Raw genomic sequence first — 12,571 nt, forward strand, 5'->3', positions numbered from 1 at the left:
AGTTCCCGTAATCGGGCTGTCCTTTGGATCAAAACTTCTAAATTGAGCTATTTTTTGCTCACCGGACACAAAACCATTTGTTCTTTTATTGACACTAAAAACTCCGTAAGGACTAAGTGAAAATTCCCAGATAGCAGTTAGGCAATTAATTACTGGGATCAATAACCGATTGTCCCCATTGAAAATTGATCACTATTTTTGTCGAAAAAGCACAAAAAATTGAACAGCTAACACGGAGAGTATGATCTTCAACCAGATTTTCTGAGGAATTTCCGTCCCTTGGGAAAAACCTGACTAATTTTTGGATAACTTTAATGAAATCCGATAGTTAAATAATTTTTCCACAATTTAGGTTTCGACCTTACCACGAGGTTTTATGAAAGGTGTAATTCTATTGTCTGGGGGATTAGACTCTTCCACAGTTCTATATCAAGCGAAGGCAGATGGTTGTGAGTGTCATACCATTTCCTTTGATTATCAACAGCGGCACAGGCGAGAGTTACAGTCAGCCCTCCTTGTCGCTCAAGCCACTGGAGTGGTAAAACATCAGGTGGTTAACTTTAACTTACGGCAATGGGGTGGTTCAGCACTTACAGACGATGCGATCGCCTTACCTCAAGAGCGTTCCTTAGATGAAATGTCTGAAAAAATTCCTGTCACCTATGTCCCGGCCCGCAATACTATTTTTTTAAGTTTTGCTCTGGGATACGCCGAAACCATCGCCGCTGAACGTGTCTATATCGGCGTCAACGCCCTAGATTACTCTGGATATCCTGATTGTCGTCCCGACTATCTCCAGGCGATGCAGGAAGTCTTTCGCTTAGGAACCAAGCAAGGACGTGAGGGACAACCAATCAGCATTGTTGCACCCCTAATTAATTTGAAAAAAACTGAAATTATCCAACTTGGCAACCAATTAGGAGTTCCTTGGGAGCTAACTTGGTCTTGCTATGACGGTGGTGATATCCCTTGTGGCGTCTGTGATTCTTGCCGCTTGCGGCTAGCAGCTTTTGCCGAGTTGGGATTAAAAGACCCAGTTGGTAATCGGTAGTTGTTTTTACTAATGACCAATGACTAATGACTAATGACTAATTCTGCGGAGTTGAATCTGGTGTAGCCTTGGCCCGATGACTGACACCACGGTGAATTCGATATTTTGATAGCAAAATGTTTCGCCTTTAGCCGGAATTTTTTGCAACTGGTAGAGCAAAAAGCCTCCCAGCGTTTGGTATTCCCTCATCAAAGGTAAATTGAGATGCAAGACTTGATTTAGTTCTTCTAGGTTGATCTGGGCCTGCACCAAAAATATCTGCTTGTCTACCATCTGGATTAGTAGGTCATCGCTGCTGTCTGGTTCGCTGGCATCGCCAATGATTTCGGCAATCACATCTTGGATGGTTACCAGCCCAACGATGCCGCCAAATTCATTGACTACCATAACCATAGCTGGTTTTTCTTGCTGCATCATCGGCAATAGTTCACTCAAGGGCGTGTTTTCCGGGACAAACTGGGGGGGACGCATCCAAGGTTGGATCTGTGTCTCTAAGGTCAGCTTGCCTACGGCTAAGGGTTTTGCCAAATCTTTAAAGTAAACAATGCCGCGAATGTCGTCTAAAGATTCACCAATGAGGGGATAGCGCGAGTGACGAGTTGATGTCATTTCCTGGAGTAATGTCTGGAAGGTGGCGTCTTGTGATAAAGCAACAATGCTGGTACGGGGAATCATCACATCTTGGGCTGTTACATCTCCAAACTCAAAAATATTATTCAGCAGTTCCCGCTCTGAAAGCTGTAATCCAGTAGACTCTCGTTCTGTAGAGATAATCAGTTGTAATTCTTCTGGAGTTACTGGTGGTCTCCAGCTTTGACCTGTGTATTCTATGCCAAATAGTCGCAATAAGCAGCGGGTTGATTGATTGAGAATCCAGATGAAAGGGCTGAAAAAACGGACGATCGCTTTAACTGAAGGCCCCAAAAACCGCGCCAGATGCTCTGAATAAGACATTGCTACTGATTTGGGGCAGAGTTCCCCTAAAACAATTTGCAGATAGGCAATTAAAAAAAAGGCGGTTGGGATTGATAGAGAATGAGCTAGGAAGTTAGTCATTTTCATTGGTAAAGGCCATGACTTCAACCAAGCATTCACCAATACGACAATCGTACTTTCTCCAATCCACCCCAGTGCCAAACTAGACAGAGTAATGCCTAACTGGGTTGTAGATAGCAACCTGTCAATACTGCGTTGTAACATCTCAACGGCGATCGCTGGAATGTCCCCAGCCTGAACCAGCTGGTGGATGCGCGATCGCCGCACTGTCACCATTGAGAACTCTGCCGTCACAAAAAAGGCATTAATAGCAATCAGCAGTAGCACTGACAACAATCGCAGCCCCACGTCTGACCAACTTAAGCTAGGAAAACTACTCACTGCCAAAGCTCGTGTAAAACTCACGCCGCTCCCAAAATGCTAACAAATGCCTCACCTGAACGAATTTTGGATTGGACAGCAAAAATCCAATCCCTTTCTTGTCCTCCTACCTTTCTACAGGAATATCCGAAACCTGTAACTTCAGTTTTTGAGCGGGATAATCCGTCAGCGCTAAAGATATCTTTTTCACATCATCAAGTAAAGCCGTGGGAATGCTCACTGTACCTGAAAATGTCGGGCCATTGGCAGGCAATTCTGCGGGCAAACCCTCTGTAATAGCACTCAGCGTTCGTCCTTTTTCGTCTGTGACATCTAAAAAACTATACAGAAAGCGCACAGAATCAGCCCCTTTGTTCTGCATTTTCACTTTTAGGATTAAATCACCGCCAGAGTAGCGAGCAGATTGCACAGACAAAAGCACACCCTCATTCTCAGCAGCAACCGGAAATCCCGGTAAGGGTTTTTCTTCAACTACTTCCTGGGGCTTTTCTTTGGCCTTAGGCTTGATCTCTTCTTCGTCTTCCGCTACCTTTTCTGATTTAGCGGACTTAGCCTTATCGTTGATCCGTGACTTGACAATTTTGAGGATATCCTCCTCTTTTAATAGCTCTACCCCTCCCTGTTGAGCGTTAGCTGTCTTACTGCTGGTAAATTTGGTTGTGGGACGACCATCTGGTGTAGTAACACCTTTGAGTGCTGAACTCCCCATATTAAATCCCAACAACGCACTCACAGAACCTGCTCCCAACATCAGGGTTAACAAAATTAACGTTAGAAGTATAGTGGAATTTATTTTCATCGCTGACAAGCTATTACAGAAGCATGATAATCTATTTAAAAGTATTGAAGCGGGTGACTTCAATCCTTAAAGGAGCTTAATCAATATTAGTCGCAATATTTCATTAAAATATAGGCATAAAAATCTGGTTAACTATTTTTAATTAGTCACAGGCTATGAACTCATGCTATAATCGGATGGTTATCCAAGCGTGTTAAACAGCTTACTCAGGCTCAAGTTGCCAGATTGGGATAACTAAAGGGTTTTTTCCAGTTCCATTAGTTGACTTAAGAGAACCCAAAATCAAAAACAATAAGCGCCCTTGGCCGATTGGGGAGGCGGCGAACTCATAATTCGTTTTCAGGCTGGTTCGATTCCGGCAGGGCGCACTAGATAGTTAAAAATCAGCAATGCATGCATCATTGAACTCCCAATCATTGTTTGGATAATGCCAGACTACATCATTATTATAAGCATTAAAATACTTAGTCCTAAGTCCTGAGTCTTGAGTAATCAGCTCAAGCTAGCCCTCGTTTTAGGTGGCGCAGAACCAGGGAAGATGGTATAAAATTGTACCACATACTTATTTCCTAGTCTTGCTACTCAGGACTCAGCACTCAAAACTTTTAACGAGATTGTACAGTTTCAAAGCGGAATTCAGTGCCGACTTTGAGCTGATTGCCATTGTAACGTGGAGACATCAGCAGGGAAGAATCGTAAGGATTCGGTAAGTCTGGGGTGCGAAGATATGGATCGTTGATGGATTGCTGGGCAAGAACATCGCGATAAAGAATGTTAACCAACTCACCATCTCGGGGGATTTCATTTTCTGGGTAGGAGTTTTGCAAACCCGAACCAATTCCAAATATCGTGCCTAGTTGACGCTTGGGGTTTTGATTTTCGTAGAAATTACGATCATGGCGAAAATAAGCTTTCTCAAATGTATCATTCAGCGTGGGAGTATTTGCTGTTTCCATCTCGGCAGATGCCACTGACGGAAACGCAATACTAGCAGCTAACAGCACCAATAAACCACTCAGAGGTTTAAATTTTATACCCATGTTGATCACTCCTCAGTTTTTGGGCGAATCTTAACTTATGCTTAATTTCAGAACTCCGTTGAGTTCATCTTTTGGTGTAGCACAACTTTGAATGTCTTGTAATGACTTATTCTACTGAAATTCTGAGCCAATCTAACATTTGGGCAGGTACTGCTGATTTAACTACCCTACGCCACAATTTACTAGATTTATTTTGCCAACTTGCTTATAAAGAGGGCGATTTTGTCCTTTCTTCTGGACAACGCAGTTCATACTACATCAATGGCAAACAGGTCACACTCCACCCCCAAGGGGCTTTAGCTGTGGGGCGGTTGCTGTTTTCCCTATTACCTGAAGATACCCAGGCTGTAGCAGGTTTAACACTGGGGGCTGATCCAATGGTGACAGCAGTGAGTGTAGTTTCTGTCTATGAAAACCGACCAATTCCCGCGCTGATTATTCGCAAAGAAGCCAAGGGACATGGAACAAAGGCTTACATTGAAGGCCCCAGTTTGCCAGAAGGTGCAAAAGTAGTGGTTTTGGAAGATGTTGTCACCACTGGGCAATCTGCTTTAAAAGCCGTTGAACGTTTGCGGGACGCAGGTTATAGTGTCAGTGAAGTGATTTCCCTGATAGACAGGCTGCAAGGTGGAGCAGAATTATACCAGGCTTCTGGATTACGGTTTCAGACTTTGTTTTCGATTACAGAGATTCAAGAAAGATATCGGCAGATAAATTGAGTTTTTTTTAACGCAGAGGAACGCAATGGTTAGCGCAGAGGAACGCCAAGAAATACTCTGGGACACTCTGCGTTTCCCTCAGCGTCTCTCTGCGTTAACAAGGCTCTTAAATTTGCGCTAACTGCCAAAAAATATCCTAACAAATATCTCCTAGTTTTAATCTTTTCTCAATCTTTCTAACAATTCCTCACGAGACAAATTCGCCAAAGAAAGAAGTATCTGAGTGCGTTCGGAGAGCGGAATTTGGGCAATCTTTTCAACCAAACTAGATAATTCGGAATCTAGAGTGCCAAATCTCCCTTCCAGAAGACAAGCTATCATCGAAAGTTGCCCTTCTTGCTTTCCTTCTTGCTTCCACTCTTCCCGTTGTTGTAAATAAGCTGGTGATAGGTTCATAATCACTTCCTGTTCTTCCCTACTTAAATTATCTCTCAACTCTAAATTATTGCGCCAGTCGGCTAAAATTTCTAACAAATTATTTCTAAAAGGGTTCTGTTCTGGCAGTTCAGTTAACTCCTCTACGGCTCTTTTCTGCGTTCCTCCTTTCCCCAATACTCTCAACCATAAGGTATCTTCATTTACTGGTAACTGATGAATGGCAACTATTGCTGTTTTGAAAATATTCGGGAGAAAATAAACCCCTTTAAACCAATCTTCTTAATCAGCCTCTGTTCCGCCTAATCCTTGAATCATTCGAGATAAAAATGTTGGTTTTAAAATCCATAAAATGGGTAATTCGGCTTCAGAAATATTTCTGTTTTTCCGTTTAGATTTCCTTAATACATCGCCATGAACAGCATATAGCTTGAGTAGACAACTGCGAATTTCTACTTCAGATGGTGGGTTGCGAAAAGGCTCAAGCAAACACTGAGTTGTTGCTATCTTTCCTAATAAACCTAAAGGTAGATTGTCTTTTGGTTGAGGAGAAAATGGTTCAAACCAAACATCGATTTCTTGGACTTCACTTTTAACTTTTTCGCTCTTTTTGATCGTTCCTAGAGGTGCTAATAATTCCTCTAGATATTCTTTGGCAAATTGGTCATGAGATTGACGGGTCATTTAAGTAAGAATAAGATGTTACAGTAGTCCTTCATCCACACTAGGAAAATCGTCTGTAATGTCGACCAGTGTAGTCAATAGAGAAAGGAGAGAACCGGGACGAATGGGTTCAATAACTAAACGCAGACAATCTTCAAGATCATCACCATGCCAAGTTCCAGCATAACGTAGCAAATCACCTGCTTTGTTACCTCGCTTAACTGGGGATATGCGACGCAATGGGGGTTGATTTACGGTGCTTTTAGCCTGAATAGAGTCAAGAAAATCACTAACGAAGGAAAGCTGTTCTGGTGGTAGTTGGGATATCTGTTGTTCAATCTTTTGATGTAGTTCTAAATCTGTCATCTGTACCTCGTTTTGACAGGAAGAGAAAATACTTAGCTTATTCTATTTTATCTCAACGCGATCGCACTCTTCACCACAAGCGATCGCACCAGCACTGATTTGTCACTTTACTTCGTTATCATTTGCTACTTCCACGTTTAGATACATTTTCGATCTGTAATCTAAAGCTCTAAGATACATTTCGGTAAAGTATTTTGCTAATTTCCGATTATACTTTTTTTCATGCTCATTAATAATTGGTTGTAAATCACTATCACCCAAAAAATTTGCAAAAAACAACCAACCTAATAAGTGAGGAGTAGTTTGTACTAGTCTAGTATTCATAACTTCACTAGCGAGTTTCCTAGCACCTTGATCATCTGTTAAGAAAGCTTGGTTTGTTTTCCTTGCAAATACAATGGAAGCTAACTCTCCCTTTCCTATTTGTTTTCGTTTTTCAAGAATCAGAACTTCTTGTAAGTCTTCAAGTTCTAGATTGTAGTTCTTAATTTTTCCATCTTCAGTTACTTTTCGGAAAATACTTTGTAGTTCAATTGCTTCTGGTGTAGGATTTTTTCTTGGGTTATACAAACACTCATAATATACAAAGCTAGTACAACAGAAATGGCATCCTGCGGATTGAGCAGCTACGTAAAGGAGTTGTGATGACAAAATATTATCAATAGCACATGAATCAAGAACATTGAGTTTATGAAATTCAGATGGATTAATCGCCATATTTGAGTATTTGCCCATAAATAGTTGCAATATTGTTTAATTCATGATCATCAACTAAAAGCATTTCTGCTAATCTACCTGCTGATATAAATTTTTGATAATAAGCATCAAAGCATAGTCCTACGTAAAAACTTGATAGGCCTCTTTTTAGTAATCCCTCTTTACGCTGTCTAGATCCTATTGATAAATCTTCGGGTAGTTCTGGATCAATTTTCATATATGATGGTACTCTGACTGATTTTACTTGTGCTTCATCAGATATCAAATTAGCATTCTTTAATGCATAAGCTAAGGCTTCTGTGCTAACCTTAAGTCTATTTGCCCACTGAATAGCCTTAGCAGAAGTCCAATTTCTAGAATCTGGAATATTGCTGAGGGACTCTGGAGGCATCAGATAACGAGATGCAAATGTATTTGCTCTGATTTCAATAAGACTTTTTTTGTCTGACTCCAGAGAAACAACAAAATCTTTTTCTTCGTCTAAAATTGCATGAGCCGACTCATGTGCAGCAGTAAATCTTTGTCTATACACATCTTCACTGTAGTTAACTAGCACACACTTACCAGCTACAGGATGTCTAATATATAAGCCAGAAATATTTGAGTTGCCTAATTCGCGGCGGAAAATATGAAACCCTAAACGGCGAAAGTCATCATAAATATTACTGCTTACTTCATTAAAAGAATAACCTAAATGCTGTCGCAGTTTTTTTGCTGCTTCTTCTCCATGACCTATGAAGTAGTTTCCTTTCTTTATAAAAGTAAATGCTTTGTAGTCTCTCCTGGGAAGTCGACTTAGTAAAAACTCCTCGCACTCGCATAGAAAAAGAAACTCTTGAACAGCCCAACGGTCTTGTTTTGAGAACTGATCACCATGCCTTCTAAATAAAGTTTCAGTTTGTTCAAAAGGTGCTAGTTTTTCATTTGATATAAAGAACTGGTAATCACATTTATAGTAATCTGCCAATATTAAAACTTCATCGCCTGTCGGTTTTCTCTCTCCGTTTTCAAGAGAAGCCAACAATTGTACTGAAATACCAGTTGATACTGAAACTTCATCAAGTGAATTTTCAAACTGCTCCCTGTATTTTTTTAATTTTGAACTAAATAGGGCAAGATCAAATGTCATAAGGTTTGCTATTTGCGTGATTCTGTAGCTTGAACCTTGGAAAGGTTAGCGGAAAATGTCAGCGTTAGCGAAGTTTTAGAAGACTTTCCTGATTTAGAACTAGAAGATATCTAAGCTTGTTTTGTGTTTGCTGCACGACGCACTAATTTTGTGCGTTTGACAGCATAAAGATTTAGGTAGATATATTAGTTAAATTTTTTGTTAAATAGTTGTTTAGCTTGGTCATAAATTTCGAGAGTGATTACAGATATACTATTCTCTTGAGCATAGGCTTCAATTTTTTTGCGGGCAAAAGGACGGACGAAAAAAGGAATGTCTTTGAGTTTAGCTTCGGCTTCAGCAGTCCATTTAATTGGTTCACTCATTGATTTTTAGGGTTTAATTTTGATATTAGAGATTTTTCAGATCCCCGACTTCTTGAAGAAGTCGGGGATCTTATGGTTCAGTAATTAACCTTGTGCTACAGGTTCTTTCGCCAAAAACTTCTCAAGTTCAGTCAACGCATCAGCATCAACCTTAGTTTGCATTGGGCAGAATTTCGGCCCGCACATCGAACAAAACTCAGCTGTTTTATAGATGTCTGCTGGTAAAGTTTCGTCGTGATATTCCTTTGCTCTTTCTGGGTCTAAAGATAACTCAAATTGACGATTCCAGTCGAAGTTATATCTAGCTCTTGAAAGTTCATCATCTCTATCTCTAGCACCAGGGCGATGTCTAGCAATATCCGCCGCATGAGCTGCTATTTTGTAAGCAATTAACCCATTTCGCACATCTTCAGCGTTGGGTAAACCTAAATGTTCTTTAGGTGTGACATAACACAACATCGCTGTACCATACCATCCAGCCATTGCGGCTCCAATCGCTGAGGTAATATGGTCATAACCGGGGGCGATATCTGTCACCAAGGGGCCGAGAACATAGAAAGGCGCTTCAGAACACTCTTCCATTTGCTTGCGGACGTTGAACTCAATTTGATCCATTGGTACGTGTCCGGGGCCTTCTACCATGACTTGTACATCATGTTCCCAAGCTTTGCGGGTGAGCTTTCCGAGGGTTTTGAGTTCGGCTAATTGGGCTTCGTCTGAGGCATCATGGGTACATCCTGGGCGTAGGGAGTCGCCTAAACTGAAGGAAACATCATATCTTTTGAAAATCTCAATGATGTCGTTGTAGTGGGTGTATAAAGGGTTTTGTTTATGGTGATGCAACATCCACCGCGCCAAAATTCCGCCACCACGAGAGACAATACCTGTAAGGCGGTTTCTGACTAATGGTAAGTGTTCAATCAAAATCCCCGCGTGGATGGTTTGATAGTCTACACCTTGCTGGGCGTGTTTTTCGATGATGTGGAGAAAGTCATCGGCGGTAAGATTTTCAATTGTGCCGTGGACGCTTTCTAAAGCTTGGTAAACTGGTACTGTACCAATGGGTACGGGTGAAGCTTTAATAATGGCGGTGCGAATTTCATCTAAATTACCGCCACCGGTGGACAAGTCCATGACGGTATCAGCGCCGTATTTTACTGCTAGGTTCAGTTTATCAACTTCTTCCTGAAGGTTGGAAGAGTTGGGGGATGCGCCGATGTTGGCGTTAACTTTACATTTGGAGGCGATGCCGATCGCCATTGGTTCTAAGTTAGTGTGATTAATATTGGCAGGGATAATCATCCGCCCCCGGGCCACTTCATCACGAATGAGATCCGCTGGAAGGTTTTCCCGCTGGGCGACGTAGTGCATTTCTTCGGTAATTACACCCTGACGAGCATAGTGCATTTGCGAAACGTTGCTGTGTCCACGTCGCTTGTTGATCCATTCTGTACGCATATTGAATTCCTCAAATAAACAGCTTCCCTCCGCTGGTATTACCCAGACTCAGGTGTTAAGGGTGTGATCTCAGCCTGGTTTTTCAGGCACCCCTAGCATGGTGTAAATTCTACCATTTCCGTTAAATCAGGGGGGAAGGCGTTAACAATATTTTTTGTCTCACGCAAAGGCGCAAAGGCGCAAAGAAGAGCGCAAAAGGAGTTGTGGGAGATTCAAATATTAGTAAGGACAGGTGGTTTGCAATAGTTTTTAAGTATTAATCTCAAGAGTATTAGCCTAATTCTCCAGGAATGAATGGTTAATTTAAGAGACAATTCCAATCGAAATCAACAAGGTAATTTTCAATAAAATTAAATATTTCCTTATGAAACAACTTAACTTCTTCAAAAAGTACAGTATTGCTATTTAAATCTTCTTTGCTGTACATATATGAAAAAAATGAATTAGTTAGTTTTTTATCCGATAAAACCTTTTCAACTTGCAATAGTAAGCTGTGTTGTATACCTAAAACTTGACCAGCTACATCTATTTTTATTGTTTTCTCTATTTCACCATTAAAAACATATTTACCGAAAATGTAATTCAATGCTTTTTTTCTAAAATCATCATCTGCTTCATTAATTAAAAATTCTATTCCCCAAATCAAACTATTGCTTTTTTCTGGTGCCGACTTAATATCTAGATTCGTACAAATTATGAATAGACTTCTGTATATGGAATCAGAAGGAGATAAGTTGATTTTGTTAGAATATTTGTTATGTGCTTTATCGGTAAATATTTTTTGAATCCTGCCTGAATATTCTAAATCTAGAATATACCTACCATTTTGAGGCACTCCAACTATTTTACTGCTTAAATTGATTAATAAATCTATGTATTTTAAGGTTTCTTCAGAACTTATTTTGTGATATTTGTAATATTCAATTAAACCATCTTTACTTTTTCTCTTTAGACATTTCAAGAAATTCTTTTTCAATTTTCTATGGAATTGGCCTTTAGATTCAGGGGAATTTTTAACTGACTTTTGATCACCAAAATCTATAGAAATTCTCTCTGGACAATTCCTTTGCTCTTCTGTTTCAAATTCAAGGTGAACAAAAGCGGCATTTATTGTTTTTCCATCACGAGTATGTGGTTTTGTTAAACGCAGTACTGATTTGCAATATGGACACTGGTAAATACCATAAAAATTTTCATAATCTGCCTCAGATGCACGAACAATTTTACCAGTTTTTATATGGCGAGCTTCTTTCATAATGAAACCGTTCAATTAACGTGGATTACACCCACATAAAGTAACATATTTATTTTTGTAAGTAGGCATTGCCCACTGATACCCGAAAAGTTGATAATAATTGCGATCGCATCCCTAACCCTCTTAAATCAAACCTCATCCGGGTTAACCCCTAGCTGACGCAACCTTTCCGCCAAACGTGCAGCTTTTTGCTGTTGCTGTTCTAACTGAGATGCTAATTGCTGCGTTTTTTCACCACTATGTAACAACAAATTACACGGAATATTGGGAATATTTTAAGTATTATGGTGCTGTGGGGCGATCGCCTTTTTGAAACTTTACCCACGACTGTTGCAGGTAAGTAGGCGCAGGATTCTTGGCATCATAGACGACAATGACATTGGAAATTGACATAATTGACTTATAACTAAATGATTATTCTTATTAATGTCCAAACTGTGCCGTAATTCTGCCATATAAGCCCCAACCTAATGACCAATGACTAATGACCAATCGATATATTATTTTTCATAAACCTTATGGAGTTCTCAGCCAGTTTACCCAGGAAACTCCCAAACACAGCACCCTGAAAGACTACATCCAGATTCCCGATATCTATCCTGTGGGGCGTTTAGACTGGGACAGCGAAGGCTTATTATTGTTAACAAACGATGGACAATTGCAGCATCGCCTGTCTAATCCTCGCTTTGGCCACAAACGTACCTACTGGGTGCAGGTGGAGCGTATTCCCGATGCCGCAGCGATAAACAAGTTGCAAACAGGTGTGGAAGTTCAAGATTACCGCACTCGACCAGCCCAAGTTAGACTATTGTTAGAAGAAATGCCTGTAGGCGATGCCTGTGTTGGGCTATGCCAACGCACCCCACCGATTAGATTTCGCAAAAATATTCCCACAGCTTGGCTAGAACTGACTTTAACAGAGGGCAAAAATCGTCAAGTGAGGCGAATGACTGCGGCTGTTGGGTTTCCAACTTTGCGATTGGTCAGAGTGAGCATAGCCCATCTTCAATTAGATAGTCTACAACCTGGTGAGTGGCGCGACCTCACCGCCTCAGAAATCACATTGTTGCATAGTAGTTCTGAATCTATCGCCCCTCGGCGGGCGATTCAGTCAGTCTAGAACAGCTAACAGCGCCAACTGCTTACTAAGCATTCTCTCGCCTACTCTTCTATTTGGTGAACAATTGGCTTACTGATATCTGACTTTATTCAACTAATATGCGTCACAATTAGTACGGCCACCAAAATTCCCTGGTG

General features: G+C 40.7%; 13 protein-coding genes, 1 tRNA gene, 2 pseudogenes and 1 riboswitch. Of the genes and pseudogenes, 5 read left to right on the plus strand and 11 right to left on the minus strand.

Going from position 1 to position 12,571, the window contains the following annotated elements:
- Positions 1–376: 376 nt before the first annotated feature.
- Positions 377–1,051, plus strand: a complete 675-nt coding sequence (gene queC / locus H6G32_RS01670; RefSeq protein WP_190453807.1) for a 7-cyano-7-deazaguanine synthase QueC — start codon at positions 377–379, stop codon at positions 1,049–1,051.
- Positions 1,052–1,081: 30 nt separating this feature from the next.
- Here queC and H6G32_RS01675 read toward each other — a convergent pair whose 3' ends face one another.
- Positions 1,082–2,428 carry a hemolysin family protein gene (locus H6G32_RS01675; RefSeq protein ID WP_190454018.1) on the minus strand — a complete coding sequence of 449 codons (1,347 nt, stop codon included), beginning with the start codon at positions 2,426–2,428 and terminating at the stop codon, positions 1,082–1,084.
- A 106-nt stretch (positions 2,429–2,534) separates the two neighbouring features.
- Entirely contained in the window at positions 2,535–3,227 is a 693-nt protein-coding gene (locus H6G32_RS01680; RefSeq protein WP_190453810.1) for a hypothetical protein, read from the minus strand.
- 295 nt (positions 3,228–3,522) lie between these two features.
- Here H6G32_RS01680 and H6G32_RS01685 point away from each other — a divergent pair.
- Positions 3,523–3,595, plus strand: a tRNA-Met gene (locus tag H6G32_RS01685).
- Positions 3,596–3,832: 237 nt separating this feature from the next.
- Here the strand turns inward: H6G32_RS01685 and H6G32_RS01690 are convergent.
- A complete protein-coding gene (locus tag H6G32_RS01690; protein WP_190453813.1) occupies positions 3,833–4,267 on the minus strand; it encodes a hypothetical protein in 435 nt (144 codons plus the stop codon).
- Between the two features lie 101 nt (positions 4,268–4,368).
- Here H6G32_RS01690 and pyrE point away from each other — a divergent pair, with 101 nt between their 5' ends.
- Positions 4,369–4,986, plus strand: a complete 618-nt coding sequence (gene pyrE / locus H6G32_RS01695) for an orotate phosphoribosyltransferase (protein WP_190453817.1) — start codon at positions 4,369–4,371, stop codon at positions 4,984–4,986.
- A gap of 156 nt (positions 4,987–5,142) precedes the next feature.
- On the opposite strand, the pseudogene H6G32_RS01700 reads toward pyrE, so the two are convergent.
- The 4 genes and pseudogenes from H6G32_RS01700 to H6G32_RS01720 all read right to left on the minus strand — a co-directional run bounded on the left by H6G32_RS01700 (position 5,143) and on the right by H6G32_RS01720 (position 8,236).
- Positions 5,143–6,045, minus strand: a pseudogene (locus H6G32_RS01700) (hypothetical protein).
- Positions 6,046–6,063: 18 nt separating this feature from the next.
- Positions 6,064–6,390: a hypothetical protein gene (locus H6G32_RS01710; protein WP_242046464.1), complete on the minus strand. Its 327-nt coding sequence runs from the start codon at positions 6,388–6,390 to the stop codon at positions 6,064–6,066.
- 102 nt (positions 6,391–6,492) lie between these two features.
- Positions 6,493–7,107 carry a hypothetical protein gene (locus H6G32_RS01715; protein WP_190453819.1) on the minus strand — a complete coding sequence of 205 codons (615 nt, stop codon included), beginning with the start codon at positions 7,105–7,107 and terminating at the stop codon, positions 6,493–6,495.
- The gene (locus H6G32_RS01720; protein ID WP_190453821.1) at positions 7,097–8,236 is read right to left on the minus strand and encodes an XRE family transcriptional regulator; all 1,140 of its coding nucleotides are present in this window, start codon (positions 8,234–8,236) and stop codon (positions 7,097–7,099) included. Before H6G32_RS01720 ends, H6G32_RS01715 begins: the two co-directional genes overlap by 11 nt.
- 36 nt (positions 8,237–8,272) lie before the next feature.
- Between H6G32_RS01720 and H6G32_RS01725 the strand changes: the two are divergent.
- Positions 8,273–8,350 (plus strand): annotated as a pseudogene (locus H6G32_RS01725) (DUF433 domain-containing protein); the annotation flags it as partial.
- A gap of 71 nt (positions 8,351–8,421) precedes the next feature.
- Here H6G32_RS01725 and H6G32_RS01730 read toward each other — a convergent pair.
- The 4 genes from H6G32_RS01730 to H6G32_RS26995 all read right to left on the minus strand — a co-directional run bounded on the left by H6G32_RS01730 (position 8,422) and on the right by H6G32_RS26995 (position 11,565).
- Positions 8,422–8,601 carry a PCP reductase family protein gene (locus tag H6G32_RS01730; protein ID WP_190453823.1) on the minus strand — a complete coding sequence of 60 codons (180 nt, stop codon included), beginning with the start codon at positions 8,599–8,601 and terminating at the stop codon, positions 8,422–8,424.
- 84 nt (positions 8,602–8,685) lie between these two features.
- Positions 8,686–10,059 (minus strand): phosphomethylpyrimidine synthase, encoded by a 1,374-nt coding sequence (thiC, locus tag H6G32_RS01735; protein ID WP_190453826.1) that lies wholly within the window; start codon positions 10,057–10,059, stop codon positions 8,686–8,688.
- Positions 10,060–10,066: 7 nt separating this feature from the next.
- A riboswitch (TPP riboswitch) is annotated at positions 10,067–10,163 on the minus strand.
- Positions 10,164–10,357: 194 nt separating this feature from the next.
- Positions 10,358–11,314 carry a hypothetical protein gene (locus H6G32_RS01740; RefSeq protein ID WP_190453829.1) on the minus strand — a complete coding sequence of 319 codons (957 nt, stop codon included), beginning with the start codon at positions 11,312–11,314 and terminating at the stop codon, positions 10,358–10,360.
- A 128-nt stretch (positions 11,315–11,442) separates the two neighbouring features.
- Positions 11,443–11,565 (minus strand): hypothetical protein, encoded by a 123-nt coding sequence (locus tag H6G32_RS26995; RefSeq protein ID WP_255502379.1) that lies wholly within the window; start codon positions 11,563–11,565, stop codon positions 11,443–11,445.
- A 233-nt stretch (positions 11,566–11,798) separates the two neighbouring features.
- Here H6G32_RS26995 and H6G32_RS01755 point away from each other — a divergent pair, with 233 nt between their 5' ends.
- A complete protein-coding gene (locus tag H6G32_RS01755; protein WP_190453832.1) occupies positions 11,799–12,434 on the plus strand; it encodes a pseudouridine synthase in 636 nt (211 codons plus the stop codon).
- The last annotated feature ends 137 nt before the right edge of the window (positions 12,435–12,571 follow it).

It is taken from the genome of Cylindrospermum sp. FACHB-282 (assembly GCF_014697195.1).
GTDB lineage: Bacteria > Cyanobacteriota > Cyanobacteriia > Cyanobacteriales > Nostocaceae > Cylindrospermum.